The organism is Microbacterium sp. PAMC21962 (assembly GCF_019443465.1).
Classification (GTDB): domain Bacteria; phylum Actinomycetota; class Actinomycetes; order Actinomycetales; family Microbacteriaceae; genus Microbacterium; species Microbacterium hominis.
The window spans coordinates 551,647-572,652 of sequence record NZ_CP080381.1; the positions used below are offsets into that span (position 1 = coordinate 551,647).

Here is a 21,006-nt window from a genome sequence, read left to right on the forward strand (position 1 = left end):
TTTAGGCTGGCCGGGTGAGGACGACCGTGGTGATGGTGCACGGCATCCGCACGTCCGCCACGATGTGGCGCGCGCAGGTGGAGCATCTCGAGGACCGCGGGGTATCCGCGATCGCCCTCGATCTCCCCGGTCACGGCACGCGGATGGCCGAGGAGTTCACCCTCGACGGCGCCTTCGCGACGATCGACACCGCCGTCCGCGCGGCGGCCGGGCAGGGTCGCGTGCTGCTCGTCGGGCATTCGATGGGCGGACTGCTCTCGATCGCGTACGCCGGCGATGAGACGCGCCCCCCGCTCGACGCCTTCGTGGCGGCCTCGTGCACGGCCATCCCGCGCGGACTCGCGCTGCAGACCTACCGGACGCTCGCGCGCGGCTTCGACCGTCTCCCGGGGCGGGGCGCTCCCATCGCCGAATGGGTTCTCGATCGCACACTGCCCTCGGAGACCCGTGCCGACTTCGGCGCCGGCGGCTACGCCTACGACGCGCAGGACATCGCGCTGCGGAGCCTGTCGGTGCTGGATCTGCTGGCCGCCCTGCGCCGGATCGACGTGCCCACGTGGTTCGTCAACGGCCAGTTCGACCAGCTGCGCGTCAACGAGCGGCTCTTCGCCTCTCTCGTGCCCGGCGCGGAACTGATCGTCGTGCCGCGCACGTCGCACCTGGTCACCGCGATGCGCCCGCGGGTCTTCAACGCCGTGCTCGATCTGGCGCTGGCGACGATGGATGCCGCCGGGGAGCCCGCACCATCAAGGTCATGAGGCCGCCCACCACCGACATCACCGCGGAGCCCAGGAACAGCAGCCAGAATCCGCCCACCGCGGCGACGAGTCCCGCGCCGATGAGCGGCCCGAGGAGCTGACCGAGGCTCGCGGCCACGTTGACGAAGCCGAGGTCGCGCGCACTGTCCTCCGCGAACGGGAGCAGGTCGGTGCCGAGGGCGAGGCCGACCGACATGTACGCGCCGTATCCGACGCCGAGCAGACCGGCCGCCACGAGCGACATCTCGAACGACGGGAACACCGCGAGCAGGAGTGCCGCGCCGCCCTGCACGAGCGCGGCGCCGACCGTCAGCCCCCGTCTGTTGCCGGTGCGATCCGACACCGCCCCGGCGAGCACGGAGGCGAGCACGACGAACACCGTGTACACGACGATCAGCAGCAGGAGCTCGTCTTGAGCGGCGGCCGGGTCGCGGTGGAGGCCGTACAGCAGGAAGAAGAGGAGCAGCCCCGTGCCGAGTGCGTTGCCGATGTTGGCCACGAGGCGGCCCCACAGCATCCACGCGAAGTCTCGATCACGGAAGGCGGCGAACCGGGCCGACAGCGCGCGGCGCGTGCGCGCGGTCGCCGACGCCGCCGGTGCGGGCGGGTCGGGCAGCAGCAGCGCGCCCGCTCCTCCGGCGACGAGCAGGATGGCGCCGAGCATGAGGTAGCCCGCGACCACGCCGAGTCCGAGCAGCACGACGACGCCGACGCCGACCACGATGCCGAGCGCCTGCGAAGAGGAGATCGCCGCCGACGCCGTGCCTCGCTGGGCCGACAGCTGGTCGGCGATCATGGCGGTGAAGGCGGCGGAGGCGACGGCGACGCCGACCGACACGCCCACCCATGCGACCCCGACGCCGAGGGGCCCGGTCGCGAAGGCGATCGCGACGAGCGACCCCGCCCCGAGGAGCACACCGCCCAGTGCCCACGGGCGCCGGCGCCCGAACCTGCCGCGCGTCCGATCGCTCATGCCCCCGGCCAGCGGTCCGGCGATGACCCCGGCGAGGCCTCCCGCCGCGAGCACCAGGCCCGAGGAGACGACCCCGGAGATCCAACGGTCGGCATCACCCGGGGTGTCCAGCTGCAGCGGGATGAGGAGTTGGAGCGGGGTGAGCTGCGCGGTCCAGATCGCGAGCCACGCGAGGGTGAACAGTGCGAACCAGCCCGCGCCCGCGCGGCGGCCGGAGGTCGGGGCGGTCGGGGCGTTCTGGGGGGACCCTGCGCTCACGGGAGGCTCCTTCGTCGGTGCTCCGTCGGATCGGCCGGATCGGGCCCGGTCGATCCGATCATGCCCCACGCGCGCGGGTGCGCGGCGCATTGCGGGGTCGCCACGCGGCAACCTGATAGACTCGGTGATTGGCTTGCGTGTGGGTCCCACCCCGCACGCCGCCGGAGGCGTCCCTCTACCGCTACCCCGGCACATCCATCGAAAACCGAACGAAAGAGCCGTCGAACGTGGCGAACATCAAGTCGCAGATCAAGCGCAACAAGACCAACGAGAAGGCGCGCGAGCGCAACAAGGCCGTCAAGAGCGAGCTGAAGACCGAGGTGCGTCGCACCCGCGAGGCCATCGCCGCCGGCGACAAGGCCGCCGCCGAGAAGGCTCTCGCCAAGGCCTCGAAGAAGCTCGACAAGGCCGTGAGCAAGGGCGTCATCCACGAGAACCAGGCCGCGAACCGCAAGTCGTCGATCGCGAAGCAGGTCGCCGCTCTCTGAGCCGCATCCCGTCGCACGAAGGCCCGTCCCGCATCCGGGGCGGGCCTTCGTCGTGTGCGGCGCGGGTCAGGCGCCGTAGGGGGCGCGCGTCGCGATGATCGTGATCAGGCGCTCGACCGCGAACACGGGGTCGCGCGAGGCGCCCTTGACCTCGGCATCCGCGCGCGCCGCCGCCTGGATGGCGCGCCCCAGGCTGGTCTCGTTCCAGCCGGTCAGGTCGCGGCGGGCGCGGTCGACCTGCCAGTCCTTCATCCCGAGGCGTGCGGCGATGGATGCCGACGACTCGCGCAGGCCGGCGACCCGCGCCATCGTCCGCAGCTTCGAGGCGATCGCGGCCACCAGCGGTACCGGGTCGGCTCCGCTCGCGAGCGCGTGGCGCAGGGCCACGAGCGCCTCGCCGTAGCGGCCGGCGATCGCGGTGTCGGCGACGGTGAACGCCGACGTCTCGACGCGGCCGCCGTAGTAGCGCTCGACGACCTGTTCGGTGATGTCACCGGGCACGTCGGAGATGAGCTGCTGGCAGGCGGCGGCCAGTTCGGTGAGATCGTCGGAGAAGGCGCCGACGAGGGCGCGCAGGGCGATCGGCGCGATCTTCTTGCGCGCGGTCTGGAACTCACCGGCGGCGAAGTCGAACCGGTCGGAATCACGCTTGACCGCGGGACAGGCGATCTCCACTCCCCCGCCCGTGCCGGAGCGGATCGCATCGAGCAGCTTCTTGCCGCGGACGCTCGATCCGGTGTGGCGCAGGACGACGGTGGCGCCGTGCTGCGGGGCCTCGATGTAGGCGAGCGCCTCCGTGAGGAAGGCGTCGGAGCACTTCTCCACGCCACCGACCCGCACGAGGCGCGGCTCGCCGAACAGCGACGGCGAGGTCAGTGTCAGCAGGCTGCCGGAGGTGTAGTCGTCGGCGCGGAGGTCGGAGACCTCGAGGCTCGCGTCCTCGGCGCGCAGGAACTCGCGGATGCCGGCGGTCGCACGCTCCGCGCAGACGTCCTCCGGCCCCGAGACGAGCACGATCGGCGCCGGCTGGGGGCTGCGCCAGGAGATCTGAGGGATCGCCGACGCGGTGCGGGAACCCCCGCGCGCGGCGGGACGACGGGCGGCGGGTGGCATGCCTCCAGCCTATCGACGCCGTCCGACGTCGCGTCGCCCGCCGCGTGGTCGCGGGCCGCCGCCGTCACGGCGGAGACCTCTCGCGCCAGACGCGGAGGGCCGACTCCTCGCTCCACAGGACGATGAGGCCCTCGGCGTCGGTGCGGTCGATGCGTGCGCCCAGCCCCGAGAGCATCGTGAGGGTCTCCGCGCGCGGATGCCCGTAGGTGTTCGCGCCGACCGACACGATCGCGAGAGCCGGGCGCAGGCGGGCGTAGAACCGGGCATCCTGATCCGCGCTGCCGTGGTGGGAGACCTTGACCACGGCGTAGGACGTCAGCAGCGGTGCGCTCGCGGCCAGGCGACGCTGCCCGTCCGCCGAGAGGTCGCCGAGCATCAGCGTCGTGGGGACCGCGGGACCGGTGACCTCGATGACCACGCTGGCGTCGTTGCCCGCTGCCGCGTTGCTCTCCGGCCCCCGCACGCGCCACCGCGCGTCTCCCAGCAGGCCGGTCATCCCCGCGGTGGCACGGACCGGTCGGGCTCCGCCCTCGGCGAGACGTCGGAGCGTGCGCTCGTCGTCGGGGGTTCCGGTCGGTCCGTGGACGACGACGTCGACGCGGCCCACGACGGCCGCGACGCCGCCGTCGTGGTCGTGGTCGAAATGGGTCAGCACGAGCAGCTCGATGCGATCGACGCCGAGCGTGCGCAGACAGCGCTCCAGCGCTGCCGGGTCGGGACCGGTGTCGACCAGCGACACGTGCGCCGTCGACCGCACGACGAGCGCGTCGCCCTGACCGACATCGCACGCCGCGATCGTCCAGTCCGGCGGGATCCGGGCGCGCTCCCCGATCTGCGCGACCGGCCCCACGCCCAGCGCCACCGCGGCGGTGACCGCCAGCACGAGCAGCGAGGCGATGCGCCAGACCCGGCGCGTCCGGACGAGAAGGAGCCCGACCGCGAGGACCACCACGGCGAGGGCGAGGAGCCCGACCGGACCCTGCGGCCACCACACGGCGCTGCCCGGAAGCTGCGCGACGACGGTGGCCGTCGCGGCGATCCAGGCCGCGGGAAGCCAGGCGAGCACGGCCATCCCCGCTCCGAGGGCGGGGATGCCGGCGCACATGCACGCGGCGAGACCGAGGACCGTGCCGAGCGGAGCGGCCGGTGCGGCGAGGACGTTCGCGAGCACCCCGTAGAGCGACACCTGCGGCGAGATGAGCACGATGAGCGGGGCGCAGGCGAGCTGGGCGGCCAGCGGCACCGACAGGGCCAGGGCGAGGGGATGCGGCATCCACCGCGCCAACCCGTCTGCCAGCGGGCCGGCCACGACCAGCAGAGCGGCCGTCGCCGTGACGGACAGGGCGAAGCCGAGCGAGCGTGCCAGCCACGGATCCATGATGACGAGCACCGCGACCGAGACGGCGAGCAGAGACAGTCCCGCGCCGGTGCGTCCGAGGAGCACGCAGAGCATCGCCACCGCAGCCATGGTCGCGGCGCGGACGACGCTCGGCTCGGGCGAGACGAGCACGACGAACGCCACCAGTGCGGCGAGGCCCGCCCCGACCCGGATGCCGCGACGGGCGCCGCAGACGGCGGCGCCCGCGAACGCCATCCCCACGACCAGCGCGCAGTTCGCGCCGCTGACGGCAGTCAGGTGCGAGAGCGACGACGCCTTCATCGCGGTGTCCAGCCCCGGGTCGACGGTGGAGGTGTCACCGACGGCGAGTCCCGCGATGAGTCCGCGCCCCGGATCGGGCAGTCCGGCCGTGACCTCGACGAGGCCGCGGCGGAGCTCCGACGCGGCGGACAGCGCTCCTGTCGGCCCCGACAGCAGCGTGGGCACGGACGCGGCGTCGATGACCAGCACCGCCCGGTCGCCCGCGTCCGGTCGCCAGCCCGTCCCCCGCAGTCGCACCCGCGCGCCGAGGTCGAGGCCGGTGGGCACCTCGGCCGTCCGCACGAGGACGGGCGCCGCCGCGGAGATCACGGTGTCGCCGTACTCGAGCCGCTCCAGGATCGCGTCGAAGCGCCACCCGGTCGCGCTGCGCTCGATCTTGCCGACCGCGGTCGCCATCACCGACAGGGCGCGGCCGCCGGTCGTGTCGGCGGCGGCGACGACCGCGCGCGTCGGCTGGGCTGCGGCGACCTGCATCGCCACCGCGCCGCTCGCGGCGAGGGCGACCGCGATCAGTGCGCACGCGGGCGCCGCACGGCCGCGGCGCACCGCGAAGAGCAGCACGGCCGCGGATGCCGCCCACAGCGCCGTCGCGACGACGCCGGAGACCTCGGCCTGGGCGGTCAGCAGGCCCGCGACGAGCCACGCGGCGGCCGCGACCGGCACCAGCCGGGCGTCGCGTCGCCGGAGGCGGCGTCTGCCGATCGCCCGCTCCGTCCGCGCGCCGACCCTCACACCGTCACCCGATCGCGCAACCCCGCCAGCATCTTCTCGCCGATCCCGGGCACCGAGAGCAGGTCGTCGACGCTCGTGAACCGTCCGTTCTCGGTGCGCCACGCGATGATGCGCTCCGCGATCGCCGGGCCGACGCGGGGCAGCGCGTCGAGAGCGGTGGCATCGGCGGTGTTCAGGTTCACCCGTCCCTCCCCGGTCGCGGCTGCGGCCGGTGGCGCGCTCTCCCCCACGCGCGGGACGTGCAGCTGCTCGCCGTCGCTCAGCGGGCGCGCGAGGTTGATGGCCGCGGCATCCGCGTCGTCGGCCAGTCCGCCGGCCGCGGCCACGACGTCGACCACGCGCGCGCCGTCGTCGAGCCGGTACAGCCCGGGGTGAGCCACCGCGCCGGACACGTGTACGTACACGGGCGGCGGCGCGGGATCCGCGACCGCCACGGGAACCGAGGCGGCGGGCGCCGCGGCCGAGCGCACCAACCCGATGACGACCGCGATCGCCGCGATCGCGAGCACCAGCACGATCGCCGCGCCGGTGCCGAGGCGGCGTCGCCGCACACGGGCCAGAGCGGCGTCGGCGGATGCCGCGGCCATCTCCTCGGGAGAACTCACCCGCTCACGCTCACACCCTCAGCGCGGCGACGACCCCTTCCGGCGGCTGTTCGTGGAGAGCCGGCGGGGCGAGCGTCTTGGGGAGGAGGGCTCTTCCCCTCGCGGGGTCAGGCCGTCGTGAAGCTGACGACCTTCGGCGCGCGCACGACGACCCGGGCGATCTCGCGGCCGGCGAGGGAGCGCACGACCTTCTCGTCCGCGCGCGCGAGCGCCTCGAGCTCGTCGGACGAGATGCGTGCGGGCACCGTCAGGGTGCCGCGCACCTTGCCGTCGATCTGGACGACCGCGGTCACCGACTCCTCGACCAGGAGGGTGGGGTCGGCCTGGCGCCACGTCGCGAGACCCACGAACGGCTCATACCCGAGCTGCTCCCACATCTCCTCCGCCGTGTGCGGGGCGAACAGGTCGAGGATCATCGCCACGGCCTCGGCGGCTTCGCGCACGGCCGGATCGGAGGGGCCCGCGGGGCCGTCGATCGTCTTGCGCGTCGCGTTGACGAGCTCCATGAGGCGGGCGACGACGACGTTGAACTTGGTCTGCTCGATCAGCGCCGGGGCATCCGCCCACAGGCGGTGGGTCACGCGGCGCAGGGCCGTGTCGCCCTCGGCCCACACGACGTCCGGGGCGCTCGACACGTCGTGCGCGATGCGCCAGGCGCGGGCGAGGAACTTGGCGGCGCCGGTGGTCGAGACGTCGCTCCAGTCCTTGTCGTCTTCCACGGGGCCCGCGAAGGCGAGCGCGACGCGCAGCGCGTCGGCGCCGTGGGCGTTGAGCTCGTCCTGGAAGAGCACGAGGTTGCCCTTGCTCTTGCTCATCTTGGCGCCGTCGAGGATGACCATGCCCTGGTTGATGAGGTTCGAGAAGGGCTCGGTGAACTCCACCAGGCCCATGTCGAACAGCGCCTTCGTGATGAAGCGGGCATACAGGAGGTGGAGGATCGCGTGCTCCACGCCGCCGATGTAGAAGTCCACCGGACCCCAGCGGTCGGCTTCCTTCGACGAGAACGCCCGTGCGGCGTCCCCCGGCGACAGGAAGCGCAGGAAGTACCACGAGCTGTCGACGAACGTGTCCATCGTGTCGGGGTCGCGGAGGGCCGGCTCGCCCGTCTCGGGGTCGACGGTCTCGACCCAGCCGGTCGCCGCGCCGAGGGGCGAGGAGCCCTTGGGCGTGAGATCCAGACCCTCCATCGCAGGGAGTTCGACGGGGAGCTGATCGTCCGGCACCGGGACGATGCGACCGTCGGCGGTGTGCACCATCGGGATCGGCGTGCCCCAGTAGCGCTGACGCGAGATGAGCCAGTCGCGGAGGCGATAGGTCTTCGCGGCGCGACCGGTGCCGGCGGCCTCGAGCTGCTCGATGGCCCGGGCGATGGCGTTGCGCTTGCTCAGTCCGTCGAGCGGGCCGGAGTTCATCATCCGGCCGTCGCCCGTGAGCGCCACGCCCGTCACGGCGGGATCGATCTCGTCCAGGCCCGGGGCACCCGGATCGATCGGCACGCCCTCGGCATCCAGCTCGATGACGGGGATCGCGCCGGTGACCGGCGCCGTCGTGTCGACGACCACCTTCACGGGCAGGTCGAACGCGCGCGCGAAGTCGAGGTCGCGCTGGTCGTGGGCGGGCACCGCCATGACGGCGCCGTGGCCGTAGCCGGCGAGCACGTAGTCGGCGGCCCAGATGGGCAGCCGCTCCCCCGTGACCGGGTTGATCGCATACCGCTCCAGGAAGACGCCGGTCTTCGGGCGGTCGGCCGTCTGCCGGTCGATCTCGCTCGTCTTCTGCACGGTGTCGAGGTAGTCCTGGAAGCGCATGCGCGCCTCCGGGGATGCCGAGGCCACCAGCTCCGCGGCCAGGTCGGAGTCGGGGGCGACGACCATGAACGTGGCGCCGTAGAGGGTGTCGGGGCGCGTCGAGAACACCGTGATCTTCTCGGTGCGACCCTCGATCTCGAAGTCGATGTCGGCGCCGACGGAGCGGCCGATCCAGTTGCGCTGCATCTGCAGCACCTTGTGCGGCCAGAAGCCCTCGAGCTGGTTGAGGTCGTCGAGCAGACGGTCGGCGTATTCGGTGATGCGGAAGAACCACTGCGTGAGCTTCTTCTTCACCACGACGGCGCCGCTGCGCTCGGACGTGCCGTCGGGGAGCACCTGCTCGTTCGCCAGCACCGTCTGGTCCACCGGGTCCCAGTTGACCAGCGCGTCCTTGCGGTACGCGAGCCCCTTCTCGTACAGGCGCTGGAACAGCCACTGGTTCCAGCGGTAGTACTCGGGGTCGGAGGTGTGCAGCACGCGCGACCAGTCGAACGAGACGCCGTACTGCTGCATGCTCGAGCGCTGCTGCGCGATGTTGCCGTAGGTCCAGCCGCGCGGCTCGACACCGCGCTTGATGGCGGCGTTCTCGGCGGGCAGGCCGAAGCTGTCCCAGCCGATGGGGTTGAGCACGTTGTAGCCGCGGTGCCGCCAGAAGCGCGCGACGATGTCGGAGTACAGGTAGTTCTCCGCGTGACCCATGTGCAGATCACCCGAGGGGTAGGGGAACATCGCGAGCACGTACTTGCGGGGGCGCGTGTCGTCGTCGCCACCGGCGCGGAACGGGTCCTTCTCGGCCCAGATGCGCTGCCACTTCTCCTGCACGGCGTGCACGTCGTACGGTCCGTTCTCGGCGGCGGTGGCGATGTCTGTGGGGCTGCTCATGGGAAGGGGAAGACCAATCTGAAAGCTGGGGAACGCGCGAGAGGCGTGCTTCCAGGTTAGCGGACCCGCCCTACCATCCCGGCGGGAGGGTGGCGCCGAGCGCACCGAGCGGACCCCGGGCCTTGACGCCCACCTCGGCCACCTCGGCATCGGGGTCGGAGAGCCAGGTGATGCCGCCCCCGGCCCCCACGTAGGCGCCTCCCGGATGCAGCACGATCGAGCGGATGGTCATCGCGAGATCGGCGCGTCCGTCGTCGCCGACCCAGCCGAAGCAGCCGGAGTAGAGTCCGCGCGCTCCGGCCTCGAGCCCGTGCAGGATCCGCATCGCCGACAGCTTCGGCGCCCCGGTCATGCTGCCGGCGGGAAAGGTCGCCGCGAGCAGCTGCGCCCACGTCGTCCCCGGCCTGAGCCGTCCCGCGACGGTGCTGACCAACTGGTGCACCGCCGAGTACGACTCGACCTCGAGCAGGCGTTCCGCGCTCACGGTGCCGGGTGTGCACACGCGCTGGAGGTCGTTGCGCATGAGGTCGACGATCATCACGTTCTCCGCGCGCTCCTTGACGCTCTCCGCCAGCTCGCGGGCAAGGGCCGCGTCCTCGGCGCTGTCGCCGCCGCGCGGACGCGTCCCCTTGATCGGGCGCGTGCGGACCATACCGTCGGCCACCTCGAGGAAGCGTTCGGGACTCGCGCTGAGCAGGGCGAACGCACCGCTGCGGATGATGCCGCCGTGGTGCGCGGGCAGGGCCGCGCGAAGGCGCAGATAGGTGTCGACGGGGTCGAGCGGGTCGGATGCGGCGACGTCGAAGCGCGTCGTCAGGCACAGCTGGTAGGCGTCCCCCGCGCGGATCGCCGCTCGGCAGCGTTCGATCAGCGCGCGGTACTCCGAGGGTCGCTGGCGAGCGGATGCCGTGGCGACGACGCCCCCGGCATCCGTCGGCGGCGGCGCATCCCGGCGCGCGTCGAGGAGCGCGAGCGCCGCGACCAGCTCCGCCGGCTCGGCGACCAGCCACATCGCGCGCGCGGCGTGGTCGACGGTGACGAACCAGCGCACGCGCAGCCACGCCTCCTGCGGTCCGTCCCGGTCGTCGACGGTGGCCGGTGCCCCCGCCGCCCGTGCGGCGGCATCGAAGCCCGACCATCCGACCCACCCGCCGCGGAACAGTCCCGGCGGGACGGGATCGCCCGCGCCGCCGTCCGCTGCCAGCACGACGTCGGAAGGACCGATCTCGTCGGGGACGCCGACGCCCATCCAGCTGTACCCGGTCGTCGCGTGCGGCCCGGCATCCAGCCAGAACGCGTGCTCGTGGTCGCCGAGACCGCCGCGGAACAGTGCCGCGGGATCGGTCCAGGCGAGCGGATGTGCGACGAGGCGCGCGGGCATCCTTCCAGGCTAGACGCCCGCCGCCGCGCCGACCGGGACCCGCCGCGGGGCATACGCACACCCAGGTGCCGCATAGGCTGGTCGCGTGAACGAGTTCCTCTCGTGGCTGCTCGATGCCGTGCAGAACGTCGACCCCGTGCTGCGCACGGTTCTCGCCGGGATCGCCATCCTGCTGGAGACGAGCGTCCTCGTCGGACTGATCGTCCCCGGCGACACCGTCGTCATCGTCGCCGCGACGGCGGTCGGGTCGGTCGCGGAGGCCGCGGTGCTGATGGTCGTCGTGGTCGTCGGGGCGCTGGTGGGCGAGAGCATCGGCTTCTGGCTGGGTCGGTGGCTCGGCCCGCGCATCCGCTTCTCGCGGCTGGGGCGTCGCATCGGCGAGGACAACTGGACCCGCGCGGAGCTCTACCTGCGTCGCCGCGGCGGCCCCGCCATCTTCCTGTCCCGCTTCCTGCCGGTGCTGCACTCGCTCGTGCCGCTCACGGTCGGGATGAGCGGCTTCTCCTACCGCCGCTTCCTGGCGTGGACCGCGCCGGCCTGCACCGTCTGGGCGGTGGCGTACGTCAGCGTCGCGGCGGCGGCGGCGGGCACCTACCGCGAACTCGCCGACCGCCTGCACGTCGCCGGATACCTCTTCGTGGCCGTCATCGCCGTCTTCCTCGTGCTCGCGTACATCGCCAAGCGCGTGATCGTCGCGCGGGAGGCGCGGCACATGCGCCTCGACGACGCGGACACCCGTCCGACCGAGGACATGAAAGACTGAAGCGATGCACGCCGAACCCGCACCGCGTGTCAAGGTGCTCTGGATCGCTCGTCTGGAGTACAGATTCCACGCCTGGCGCGAGCGTCGCTCCCGCGCCCGCGGGCTGCGGCCGAGCGTGTCCGCCTACCCGGGTTACGGCGGCGAGGACTGGGTGCGGGTGCTGGGCCGGGTGCTCATCGTGCCGCCCGTGCGCACACGCCGCCGCACGCGTCATCGCGGCGAAGACATCGGCGTCCGCGGCTGGCGGAGCTTCGCGGCGGTGCCCGTCGGATACGCCCACGTGACGGTCACGATCGACGGTGTGAGCCATGACGTCGTGGCCGACCGCGGCGGCGTGGTCGACACCGTGCTGCCCGCGCGCCTCCAACCGGGATGGCAACCCCTGACGATGACCGTCGAAGGCTCCGAGCCCTTCGAGACGCGCGTATTCGTCGTCGGCGCCGACGTGCGCTTCGGCGTCATCTCCGACGTCGACGACACCGTGATGGTCACCGCCCTGCCCCGTCCTCTCGTCGCGGCGTGGAACTCCTTCGTCCTGGACGAGCACGCCCGTCAGCCGGTGCCCGGCATGGCGGTGCTCCTCGAACGCCTGGTGCGCGAGAGCCCCGGGGCTCCGGTCGTCTACCTGTCCACCGGCGCATGGAACGTCGCGCCCACCCTGCAGCGCTTCCTGCGACGACACCTCTTCCCGCCAGGTGCGCTGCTGCTGACGGACTGGGGGCCCACGCACGACCGGTGGTTCCGCAGCGGTCGCGCCCACAAAGAGGAGAACCTGCGGCGCCTCGCCCGGGAGTTCCCGCAGGTGTCCTGGGTGCTCATCGGTGACGACGGCCAGCACGACGACGCGCTGTACACGGCCTTCACGAGCGAGAACCCCGAGCGTGTGCGGGCGGTGGCGATCCGCCGGCTGTCCTCCGCCGAGGCGGTCCTCGCCGGAGGCCGGACCGCCGTCGACGATCACTCCGCCGCGGCGGTGCCGTGGGTGACGGGTGACGACGGCGCCGCGCTTCTGGATCGTCTCGCGGAGATCGGCGTGCTCGACGCCGACGGCGTCGGAGGCCCCGCGTAGGCTGGCCGCATGTGCGGTCGTTTCGTCGTGGGCAGTTCCGGGTCCGAGCTCGTCGGCGTCCTCCGGGTGGACGTGATCGGTGACGATCTGCCGGCGCCCTCGTACAACGTCGCACCCACCGATCGTGTCGCGATCGTCCTCGACTCGGCGAAGACCGAGCCGCCCACGCGACGGCTCGAGGCCGCCCGGTGGGGGCTCGTGCCCTCCTGGTCGAAGGACCCCGGCATCGGTGCGAAGGCGATCAACGCGCGCGCCGAGGAGGTCGAGGACAAACCGATGTTCCGTCAGGCGCTGATCGCGCGGCGCGCGATCGTCCCGGCATCCGGGTACTACGAATGGAAGACCGAGGATGGCGTCAAGACGCCGTACTACATCCACCCGGCCGGTGATGAGCCGCTGTTCTTCGCGGGGCTCTACGAGTGGTGGAAGGATCCGGCGAAGGCTCCGGACGATCCCACGCGGTGGATGCTGAGCTTCACGGTGATGACGCGTGGCGCGGTCGGTCAGCTGGGGTCGATCCATGATCGGATGCCGCTGTTCATCGACGCCGACTACGCGGATGTGTGGCTCGACCCGACGACCGAGAACGTCGGCGACCTGCTCGACGCGACGATCGACGCCGCTCCGGCGCTCGTCGACGGGCTGATGATGCGTCAGGTCGGTCGCGAGGTCGGCAACGTGCGCAACAACGGTCCGGAACTGATCGAACCCGTCTCCTGACACCGCGAGGAGCGGGCTTTTCCGCCCGCTCCTCGCGCGGATCGCCGTCGGTCAGACGAACTCGACGGTGGCGTTCTCGTTGTTCAGCACGATGACCGGTGTGATCGCGGAATGTCCCGCGGCGCGGATCTTGTCGGCGTCGAAGCGGAGGAGCGGCGTGCCGGCGCTCACGGCGTCTCCGGTCTTCACGAGGGTCTCGAATCCGTCGCCCTTCATGTCCACGGTGTCGATGCCGATGTGGATCAGCAGTTCGGTGCCGTCGGCCAGAGCCAGTCCGATCGCGTGGCCGGTCGGGAACACCGAGGCGACGGTTCCTGCCGCGGGCGCCACGATCGTGTCGCCCGCGGGGTCGATCGCGAGTCCGGGACCCATCGTGCCCTCGGCGAACATGGCGTCGGGCACCTCGGACAGCGGGAGCACCGTGCCGGCGACGGGCTGACGCAGCTGCAGCGTCGCCGCGGGCACGGTCCGCGCCCGCAGTCGCTGTTCGGCGGCGGCGCCCGCCGCCACCGCCGCGCCCCCGACGCCGCCCACGAAGCCCGCCGCCGCGCCGGTATGGCCCGCATCCGCACCGCGGAAGGCCTCGATGTTGCGGTCGTTGAGGATGTCCTCCATCGCGTCTTTGACGAACTGCACGTTGAGGCCGTACACGACCTGCACGGAATGCCCGCCCGGCTTGATGGTGCCCGCAGCGCCGGCACGCTTCAGCGCGTGCTCGTCGACCTGAGAGGTGTCGGCGATCTCCATGCGCAGCCGCGTCGCGCAGTTGTCGACGTCGATGATGTTCTGCTTCCCGCCCAGCGCCGCGATGAACTTCTCCGCCGTGCCGTGATAGCCCGTGAGGCTCGTGCCGACGTTGTCGGCATCCTGTTCGTCGAGCTCGTCGCCCCGGCCCGGAGTCTTCAGCTTGAACCGCTTGATCAGGAAGTAGAACGTGAAGAAGTAGATGAAGAACCAGGCGACGCCCAGCAGCAGGAGGATCCACGGGTTCTCCGCCATCGGATTCGTCCACTGCAGGAACATGTCGATGAATCCAGCGGAGAAGCCGAAGCCCAGTCGCGTCGGGAGCATCGCCGCGATCATGACGGAGATGCCGGTGAAGACGGCGTGAATGAGGTACAGCCAGGGGGCGACGAACATGAAGGCGAACTCGAGCGGCTCCGTCACGCCGACGAAGAAGGAGGCGATCGCGCCCGAGAGCATGATGCCGTAGGTGACCTTCTTGCGTCGTGAGTCGGCGGTCAGGTACATCGCCAGGGCGGCGCCCGGAAGGCCGAACATCATGATCGGGAAGAACCCCGCCATGTACTGTCCGGTGACGCCGTAGGTTCCGGTGCCGTTGAGGAAGTTGACGAGATCGTTGATACCGGCGACGTCGAACCAGAACACCGAGTTGAGCGCGTGGTGCAGGCCGGTGGGAATCAGCAGCCGGTTCATGAAGCCGTAGAGGCCGGCGCCGAACGGGCCGAGCGTGGAGATCCACTCGCCGAAGGTGACGAGGGCGCCGTAGACGACGGGCCAGACGAACATCAGGACCACGGCCACCACCAGGGAGAGCCCGGCCGTGACGATCGCGACCGAGCGCTTCCCGGAGAAGAACGAGAGCGCATCGGGCAGCTTCGTGTCTTTGAACCTGTTGTAGCACCAGGCGCCGATCAGACCGGCGACGATGCCCACGAACACGTTCTGCACCTTGCCGAACGCCGGATTGACGTTCGCGAGGTCTTCGATGCCGAGCAGCTTCTGCATCGTGGCAGGGGCCAGGAGGGTGGTGATCGTCAACCAGGAGACCAGGCCGGCGAGAGCCGAGGTGCCGTCCGTCTTGTTCGCCATGCCGATCGAGACGCCGACGGCGAACAGGAGCGGCATGTTGTCGAGCAGGGCGCCACCGGCGGCGCCGAGGAAGGCGGACACGATGTTCGAGCCGCCGGCGGCAGAACTGATCCAGTAGGAGATGCCGGAGAGGATCGCGGCGACCGGCAGCACCGCGACCGGGAGCATGATCGATCGGCCGAGTCGTTGGAAGAACTTCATCGGTGAACTCCGTCCCTGAGGGAATCGGGTCGCGCGTCGCTGCGGACCACTGAGGGGACGCTACCGCTGATCAATGGTCGCGCACAGCATTCATTCAGCTAATTCCGCTGCGACCTGACCCCTCCGCACGCCCTCCTGCGATCGCGTCGATGACCTCCCCGCGACGCGGAAGCGCGCCGTTGACGCGGAGGCGCACGGCGCGAGCGCGATCGGCGTCGAGAGAATCCATGGCCTGCAGGTGAAGGTGCGGCTCGGTGCTGTTGCCGGAGTTGCCGCAGCGGCCGACGACGTCGCCGGTCCGCACGCGCTGACCTGGGCGCACGACGAGGCTCCCCCGCTGAAGGTGGCACAGCGCCACGATGACGCCGTCCCGGTCGATGAGGACGTGGTTGCCGGCCAGTGCCACCCATCCGCCGCGGACGCGTCGTCGCTGAGTGAGCGCGTAGGCGATCGAGGGCAGACCGCGATGGGCGAGGTGATCGGACTCGGTGTCATGGGCGGCGACGACCACGCCGTCGACGGGCGCCAGCAGAGGGCGTCCGAACCCGGGGAACACCGACGGCGGCTCCGCGCGCACGAGCGAACGGGCCGTGATCGGTGCCGTGCGCCCCGCGTCGTCGACGGGAACGAAGTCGATGGCGTAGGACGTGGCGAAAAGAGTCGTGCCGTGACTCGGCACCCGATCTGCCGGGCTGTTGCCAACGAGCCAGCGACCCGCGAACGGATATGCCAGGTCGACCGCCGCAACCATGCCGTTCCTCTCCGTCATCCGAACGGCTGACCATGCGGGACCGCCGACGAGAGCGAGTGTGCCTTGTCGGCGGCCGATGTAGACGAAAGCACCCACTTTGAGGCACTCGCGTCATGGCATCAGCCCCTTCGTGTCAGAGCATATGTGACTCGTTCGCGGATCTCAGTTCGCCGCGGACGCGCATTCGCACTCGCCTGCGCCGCAGCTCTCCTCCTCGTCCTAGCTCGTCGAAACACCCAGCTCGTTCGCCGCGCGTCCTATTCCGACGGCCCCAGACAGCCCGAAATAGTCTGGATTGTCATGCGCGCGTGGCTTTTCAGGCGAAGAGCAATTGCACGTCGTATCTCGATGTTGAGGCCGCCGAATCCGACAGCGCGGGCGCGCAACATGTGCACGATCGGAGGGCAACCCAATGCGCCCACGATTAATGCACCAGCAGTAGGCGAAAGTCGTATACGTGTCCCCCAAAGACTAGAGACATCTCCTCTCCTGGGATGTCAGTGTGAAGCGGCCGACGAATGTTGGCATGAACTGGAAGGCCACCGATGACACATCGATTCAAGACGGCGCTGGATGGGGCATGAAACTCACTCGCTCCGAGACTTCGAATGTACGAAACTACGCGGCGGCGGTCGGCATGTGCAGCGTGTTCTCCAGAAGGGCTCCCGGACTATCGGTGGGGTGCGCAGTATGGGGTTCATACATCCAGCTACAGGCGAATCTCGCCCAGAGTGACAAGCCCAGGTCGTGTCTCTTCTTCAACGTCGTCCCCGCACCGGGTAGCATCTGGCGCGTGGGTTGCTGACGAACGAGGAGACAAGATGAACGAGATGCTCGTCTACACGATCACGGCCCTTATCGCCGTGAGCACGGGTGTGTCTTTTGGCGCAGCTCCTGCTAGCCCGCTGCGCGTGATCACCACGACGGCCGGAGTAATGTCTACCGTCGCCATTGTCATTGGCGCCGTCGTCATCGGTCCCGAAGCTCCGTGGATGGGGCCGCTTTTCGCAGTTGCGGCAGGACTGTCTGCGCTGCTCGTTGCTGCAGTCGCGCGTTCTGCAGAGCCCGGACTCATCGGCGAGCCGTACTGGCGGCGAGTGAAGCTCATCGCCTTCCACAACGGCAGATTGCGCACGGACGAGGGCCACTGAATCTCGACGAAGAGGCGGCACGACGAAACGCAGTGCCGCCTCTTCTGTGCCGCCTTCTGGTGTGCGTGCGAGAAGTGCTCCACGCGCTCCGGGGTCGGCTCCATCTGTGATGCTGGCTCGACGGAGCCGTAATACTCGAAACACGACGACGAATCAGCTTCAACAGAAGCTCTCGGGGACCTTCGAGGGATGCCGAGAACAGCCTTTGATCAGCAATATTGGTGGACCTGAGGGGACTCGAACCCCTGACCCCCTGCATGCCATGCAGGTGCGCTACCAGCTGCGCCACAGGCCCATTTTCAGTTGTCTGCCGCTCGCGGCAACCCCTCTACCTTACTACATCTCGCGGGGTGCAACGAACACGTGTCACTCCACGGCGGCCGGCGCGGCGACCTCGATGGGAACGATCGGGCAGTCCTTCCACAGCCGTTCCAGACCGTAGAACACCCGCTCCTGCTCGTGGAAGACGTGTACGACGAGATCGCCGAAGTCCAGGAGGATCCAGCGCGACTCCTGGCGGCCCTCGCGGCGCAGCCGCTTGACGCCCTGTTCGAGCATGGCCTCCTCCACCGCGTCGGCGATCGCGGCGACGTTGCGCTCACTCGATCCGGTGGCGAGAAGGAACACGTCCACGAGGGGCAGCGGCTCGGACACATCGAACGCGAGGAGATCCTCGGCGCCCTTGCTCTCTGCCGCGGCCGCGGCGATCGCGACCAGGTCGCGGGTGCTGTCGGCGGCGGTCATCGGAAGGCTCCTGTCACGAGTGCGACGATCAGCACGCCGGTCAGGGCGAGGGCGAGCGCGCCGGCGGTGATGACGAGAGCCAGCATGAGCCGGCTCCCCTTCTCCGGCGCCGGCGGCTTGATGATGTCTTCTGCGCTCTTGATCGTGCTGATCGCGGAACTCGCCGCGATCGGGGTGGGTGAGGACGAGGCCGGAAGCTCCCCGTCGACGAGGACGGCATCCGTCTCCTTGTTGTCGGCGAGGCCGGGCAGCGTGCCGGTCGAGCCGAAGGACTCGGGCAGCGAGAAGGTGCCGGTGATGAGCACTTCCCCGGTGGCCGTGATGGGCGAGACGAGCGCGCCCGTCTCGGGCGTCTGCGACAGGATGAGCGCGTTGGGCGCCGAGAGCGCCCCCGTCGCGGTGCTGCCGCGGGTCAGGAGCTGATCGAACGATGCGGGCAGCTCCAGGTCGACGTTCTCGCCGGCGAGGAGGCCCGACCCGAAGGTCGGCGCGACGATCGGCCGCTCCTGCTCATCGGTCTCGCGAGACTCGGGCGCCTCCGCGAAGGGCTCGCGGGTCACGGCGGGGGTCTCCTCCGGCGATGCGGGAGCCTCGACACCGGAACCTGCCTCGGCATCGTGTGACGCGGCGGGCTCGGCGGGCGCGGCGGATCCGTCGCCCTCGTCGGTCGCCGTGTCGTCGGCGACGGTCACGGATGCCGTGCGCAGGCGCTCCTGCCGCCTCGAGGCCCGGCGGGTGACGGGCTGGGCGTCGAGGTCGATGTCGGCTGCCGCCGGGGGCGCCTCGGGCACGTCTGCGGGCTCAGCGGCGCGCGGCAACGGCGCGACGACCGCGGGGGCCGGCTCGGCGGCGTGCGCGGCCTTGTCGGCCTCTTCGGGGGTGATCACCGGCGTCGAGGCGGTGTTGCGCATCTCGCGCAGCTGCCGCCGGGTCAGCTGGGGAGTTTCGGGCTGGTCGGGTGTGCTCATGCCTCGCTCCGGTAAAGGTGGTGCTTCGCAATGTATTGGACGACGCCGTCGGGGACGAGGTACCACACGGGGTGTCCCTTCCTGACGCGTGCGCGGCAGTCCGTCGACGAGATCGACAGGGCGGGGATCTCGAGCCGGCTGACGACCTCCTCGGGCAGTCCTTCCGTGGACAGCACGTGTCCCGGCCGCGAGACCGCGACGAAGTGGGCGAGGTCCCACAGGCCGTCGTGGTCGCGCCATCCGAGGATCTGCGCGATCGCGTCCGCTCCCGTGATGAAGAAGAGCTCGGCGTCGGGGCGTGCGGCCTTGAGGTCGCGAAGCGTGTCGATGGTGAAGGTGGGTCCGCCGCGGTCGATGTCGACGCGGCTGACGGTGAACTGCGGATTGGATGCCGTCGCGATGACGGTCATCAGATAGCGGTGCTCCCCCGCCGTCACGTCTGCCTTCTGCCACGGCATCCCCGTGGGCACGAAGACGACCTCGTCGAGGTCGAAGGACTGCGCGACTTCGCTCGCTGCCACGAGGTGTCCATGGTGGATCGGGTCGAAGGTTCCACCCATGACCCCGATGCGTGGGGCGCGCGTCGAAGTCATCCTGCCGTCCTAGTGGTGGCCGTGTCCCACCTGCGCCTGGTCGACGGGGTGCGCCTTGGCGTAGGCCTCGGCCTTGTGCGAGTGACGGTTGGCGACGTTGCGGTACGACAGCGTCACCAGTCCGAGCGCCAAGAACACGATGAACGCGATCAGGCCGAAGATGAACGTCTCGGCCTGGACGTTGCCGTGGTGCTCCGCCTCCGCCGAGGCGAGGGCGAGGATCGTGGCGAGGGTCATTCGGACTCCTTCGAAAGTCGGGTCTTCCCAGTTTAGGCGGTCAGGCGCGGATCTGCCCGGACCCACGCGCCAGCCACTTGGTGCTGGTGAGCTCGGGAAGGCCCATGGGCCCGCGCGCGTGGAGCTTCTGCGTGGAGATGCCGACTTCCGCTCCGAAGCCGAACTCGCCGCCGTCGGTGAAACGGGTCGAGGCGTTGGCCATGACGACCGCGGAGTCGACCTCGGCCAGGAAGCGCTCGGCGTGCGCGTCGTCCGCCGTCACGATCGACTCGGTGTGGTGCGTCGAGTAGCGCCGGATGTGCTCCAGCGCCTTGTCGAGGTCGTCGACGACGCGCATCGACAGGTCGAGGCTCATGTGCTCCGTCGACCAATCCGCGTCGGTGGCCGCCACGGCATCCGCAACGAGGGCGCGGACGGCGTCGTCGCCGTGGATGGTGACACCGGCATCCTGCAGTGCGGCGGCGACCGGCGGTACGAGCCGGTCGGCGGCGTCGCGGACGACGAGGACCGTCTCGACGGCGTTGCACACGCTGGGCCGCTGCGCCTTCGCGTTGACGACGATCTGCTGGGCCCACTCCAGCGGCGCGGACGAGTCGAGCACGATGTGGACGACGCCCGCTCCCGTCTCGATGACGGGCACCGCCGACTGCGTGACGACGGTCTCGATGAGCTGGGCGCTCCCCCGAGGAACCAGCACGTCCACGAGTCCGCGGGCCTGCATGAGGGCGTGGGCGCCGTCGCGGCCGAACTCGTCGACCGTCTGGATGGCCTCGGGATCGATGCCCCGGTCGGCGAGGGCCGATCTCATGGCCGCGACGAGGGCGGCGTTGGTGGCCAGCGCCGCCGTGCCGCCGCGCAGGACGACGGCGTTGCCCGACCTGAGCGCGAGCGCCGCGATGTCGACGGTGACGTTGGGACGCGCCTCATAGATGGATCCCACCACGCCGAAGGGGACGGAGACCTTCTGCAGGTGCACCCCGTTCGGCAGCGTGCGCTCGTCGAGCACGCGTCCGACGGGATCGGGCAGCTCGGCGACGTCGCGCACCGCGTCGGCCAGGGCCTGCACACGCGAGGCGTCGAGCCGGAGGCGGTCGCGCAGGCCGTCCGTCAGACCGTCGCGGATGCCCCGTTCGAGGTCGTCGGCGTTCGCGGCGACGATGTCCGCCGAGGCGGCCTCGATCGCCGCGGCGATGGCCCGGAGAGCATCGGCCTTCTCGACGTCGGTCAGCAGTCCGATGCTCCGCGCGGCGTCGTGCGCACGCTCGATGCGCTGGCGGGCGCCGGCGGCGACAGAGACGGTGGGAGTGGTCATCCGCTC

At 70.8% G+C, this 21,006-nt stretch carries 19 protein-coding genes and 1 tRNA gene; 6 read left to right on the forward strand and 14 right to left on the reverse strand.

The features are described from left to right. The first annotated feature begins 14 nt into the window (after positions 1–14). Positions 15–758, forward strand: a complete 744-nt coding sequence (locus KY498_RS02675) for an alpha/beta fold hydrolase (RefSeq protein WP_191008559.1) — start codon at positions 15–17, stop codon at positions 756–758. Here the strand turns inward: KY498_RS02675 and KY498_RS02680 are convergent. Next, positions 688–1,989, reverse strand: a complete 1,302-nt coding sequence (locus KY498_RS02680; RefSeq protein WP_223848925.1) for an MFS transporter — start codon at positions 1,987–1,989, stop codon at positions 688–690. The genes KY498_RS02675 and KY498_RS02680 overlap by 71 nt on opposite strands. Before the next feature lie 227 nt (positions 1,990–2,216). On the opposite strand from KY498_RS02680, the gene rpsT reads away from it, so the two are divergent. Continuing rightward, positions 2,217–2,477, forward strand: coding sequence for a 30S ribosomal protein S20 (gene rpsT / locus KY498_RS02685; RefSeq protein WP_036285140.1), 261 nt, complete (start codon positions 2,217–2,219; stop codon positions 2,475–2,477). A gap of 66 nt (positions 2,478–2,543) precedes the next feature. On the opposite strand, the gene holA is transcribed toward rpsT, so the two are convergent. From holA to KY498_RS02710, 5 genes are all read right to left on the reverse strand, one after another. Then, positions 2,544–3,590 (reverse strand): DNA polymerase III subunit delta, encoded by a 1,047-nt coding sequence (gene holA / locus KY498_RS02690; RefSeq protein WP_191008558.1) that lies wholly within the window; start codon positions 3,588–3,590, stop codon positions 2,544–2,546. Positions 3,591–3,654: 64 nt separating this feature from the next. Further along, positions 3,655–5,982 carry a ComEC/Rec2 family competence protein gene (locus KY498_RS02695; protein WP_191008557.1) on the reverse strand — a complete coding sequence of 776 codons (2,328 nt, stop codon included), beginning with the start codon at positions 5,980–5,982 and terminating at the stop codon, positions 3,655–3,657. After that, on the reverse strand, positions 5,979–6,569 hold the full coding sequence (locus tag KY498_RS02700; protein ID WP_191009691.1) for a ComEA family DNA-binding protein: 591 nt from the start codon (positions 6,567–6,569) through the stop codon (positions 5,979–5,981). The genes KY498_RS02695 and KY498_RS02700 overlap by 4 nt, the downstream gene beginning before the upstream one ends. A 125-nt stretch (positions 6,570–6,694) precedes the next feature. Beyond that, positions 6,695–9,277 (reverse strand): leucine--tRNA ligase, encoded by a 2,583-nt coding sequence (gene leuS, locus KY498_RS02705; RefSeq protein ID WP_101306297.1) that lies wholly within the window; start codon positions 9,275–9,277, stop codon positions 6,695–6,697. 70 nt (positions 9,278–9,347) lie between these two features. After that, the gene (locus KY498_RS02710; RefSeq protein ID WP_191008556.1) at positions 9,348–10,658 is read right to left on the reverse strand and encodes an anthranilate synthase component I family protein; all 1,311 of its coding nucleotides are present in this window, start codon (positions 10,656–10,658) and stop codon (positions 9,348–9,350) included. 85 nt (positions 10,659–10,743) lie between these two features. Between KY498_RS02710 and KY498_RS02715 the strand changes: the two genes are divergently transcribed. From KY498_RS02715 to KY498_RS02725, 3 genes are read left to right on the forward strand one after another with little or no spacing between them, the layout of a single operon-like run. Next, positions 10,744–11,421, forward strand: coding sequence for a DedA family protein (locus tag KY498_RS02715; protein WP_060958569.1), 678 nt, complete (start codon positions 10,744–10,746; stop codon positions 11,419–11,421). A gap of 4 nt (positions 11,422–11,425) precedes the next feature. Then, on the forward strand, positions 11,426–12,490 hold the full coding sequence (locus KY498_RS02720; protein ID WP_101306294.1) for an App1 family protein: 1,065 nt from the start codon (positions 11,426–11,428) through the stop codon (positions 12,488–12,490). Between the two features lie 9 nt (positions 12,491–12,499). After that, a complete protein-coding gene (locus tag KY498_RS02725) occupies positions 12,500–13,210 on the forward strand; it encodes an SOS response-associated peptidase (RefSeq protein ID WP_191008555.1) in 711 nt (236 codons plus the stop codon). A gap of 51 nt (positions 13,211–13,261) precedes the next feature. Here KY498_RS02725 and nagE read toward each other — a convergent pair whose 3' ends face one another. Then, a complete protein-coding gene (nagE, locus tag KY498_RS02730) occupies positions 13,262–15,244 on the reverse strand; it encodes an N-acetylglucosamine-specific PTS transporter subunit IIBC (RefSeq protein ID WP_191008554.1) in 1,983 nt (660 codons plus the stop codon). Positions 15,245–15,338: 94 nt separating this feature from the next. Then, positions 15,339–15,995 carry a M23 family metallopeptidase gene (locus tag KY498_RS02735; RefSeq protein WP_191008553.1) on the reverse strand — a complete coding sequence of 219 codons (657 nt, stop codon included), beginning with the start codon at positions 15,993–15,995 and terminating at the stop codon, positions 15,339–15,341. A gap of 821 nt (positions 15,996–16,816) precedes the next feature. Here KY498_RS02735 and KY498_RS02740 point away from each other — a divergent pair. Continuing rightward, positions 16,817–17,146, forward strand: a complete 330-nt coding sequence (locus KY498_RS02740; protein WP_191008552.1) for a hypothetical protein — start codon at positions 16,817–16,819, stop codon at positions 17,144–17,146. Positions 17,147–17,365: 219 nt separating this feature from the next. On the opposite strand, the gene KY498_RS02745 is transcribed toward KY498_RS02740, so the two are convergent. The 6 genes from KY498_RS02745 to KY498_RS02770 all read right to left on the reverse strand — a co-directional run bounded on the left by KY498_RS02745 (position 17,366) and on the right by KY498_RS02770 (position 21,000). After that, a tRNA-Ala gene (locus tag KY498_RS02745) sits at positions 17,366–17,441 on the reverse strand. A 71-nt stretch (positions 17,442–17,512) separates the two neighbouring features. Continuing rightward, the gene (rsfS, locus tag KY498_RS02750) at positions 17,513–17,890 is read right to left on the reverse strand and encodes a ribosome silencing factor (protein ID WP_191008551.1); all 378 of its coding nucleotides are present in this window, start codon (positions 17,888–17,890) and stop codon (positions 17,513–17,515) included. After that, positions 17,887–18,858, reverse strand: coding sequence for a hypothetical protein (locus KY498_RS02755; protein ID WP_191008550.1), 972 nt, complete (start codon positions 18,856–18,858; stop codon positions 17,887–17,889). Before KY498_RS02755 ends, rsfS begins: the two co-directional genes overlap by 4 nt. Continuing rightward, positions 18,855–19,451, reverse strand: coding sequence for a nicotinate-nucleotide adenylyltransferase (gene nadD / locus KY498_RS02760; protein WP_060958561.1), 597 nt, complete (start codon positions 19,449–19,451; stop codon positions 18,855–18,857). The genes KY498_RS02755 and nadD overlap by 4 nt, the downstream gene beginning before the upstream one ends. A 9-nt stretch (positions 19,452–19,460) precedes the next feature. Further along, the gene (locus KY498_RS02765) at positions 19,461–19,688 is read right to left on the reverse strand and encodes a hypothetical protein (protein WP_060958560.1); all 228 of its coding nucleotides are present in this window, start codon (positions 19,686–19,688) and stop codon (positions 19,461–19,463) included. Between the two features lie 40 nt (positions 19,689–19,728). Next, on the reverse strand, positions 19,729–21,000 hold the full coding sequence (locus KY498_RS02770) for a glutamate-5-semialdehyde dehydrogenase (RefSeq protein ID WP_191008549.1): 1,272 nt from the start codon (positions 20,998–21,000) through the stop codon (positions 19,729–19,731). Between the last annotated feature and the right edge of the window lie 6 nt (positions 21,001–21,006).

Bases quoted from the DNA above. Each gene is read 5' to 3' on its own strand.
- holA (WP_191008558.1), bottom strand. From the start codon at position 3,590: ATGCCACCCGCCGCCCGTCGTCCCGCCGCGCGCGGGGGTTCCCGCACC.
- KY498_RS02700 (WP_191009691.1), bottom strand. From the start codon at position 6,569: ATGGCCGCGGCATCCGCCGACGCCGCTCTGGCCCGTGTGCGGCGACGC.
- leuS (WP_101306297.1), bottom strand. From the start codon at position 9,277: ATGAGCAGCCCCACAGACATCGCCACCGCCGCCGAGAACGGACCGTAC.
- KY498_RS02710 (WP_191008556.1), bottom strand. From the start codon at position 10,658: ATGCCCGCGCGCCTCGTCGCACATCCGCTCGCCTGGACCGATCCCGCG.
- KY498_RS02720 (WP_101306294.1), top strand. From the start codon at position 11,426: ATGCACGCCGAACCCGCACCGCGTGTCAAGGTGCTCTGGATCGCTCGT.
- KY498_RS02725 (WP_191008555.1), top strand. From the start codon at position 12,500: ATGTGCGGTCGTTTCGTCGTGGGCAGTTCCGGGTCCGAGCTCGTCGGC.
- nagE (WP_191008554.1), bottom strand. From the start codon at position 15,244: ATGAAGTTCTTCCAACGACTCGGCCGATCGATCATGCTCCCGGTCGCG.
- KY498_RS02735 (WP_191008553.1), bottom strand. From the start codon at position 15,995: ATGGTTGCGGCGGTCGACCTGGCATATCCGTTCGCGGGTCGCTGGCTC.
- KY498_RS02740 (WP_191008552.1), top strand. From the start codon at position 16,817: ATGAACGAGATGCTCGTCTACACGATCACGGCCCTTATCGCCGTGAGC.
- rsfS (WP_191008551.1), bottom strand. From the start codon at position 17,890: ATGACCGCCGCCGACAGCACCCGCGACCTGGTCGCGATCGCCGCGGCC.
- KY498_RS02755 (WP_191008550.1), bottom strand. From the start codon at position 18,858: ATGAGCACACCCGACCAGCCCGAAACTCCCCAGCTGACCCGGCGGCAG.
- nadD (WP_060958561.1), bottom strand. From the start codon at position 19,451: ATGACTTCGACGCGCGCCCCACGCATCGGGGTCATGGGTGGAACCTTC.
- KY498_RS02765 (WP_060958560.1), bottom strand. From the start codon at position 19,688: ATGACCCTCGCCACGATCCTCGCCCTCGCCTCGGCGGAGGCGGAGCAC.
- KY498_RS02770 (WP_191008549.1), bottom strand. From the start codon at position 21,000: ATGACCACTCCCACCGTCTCTGTCGCCGCCGGCGCCCGCCAGCGCATC.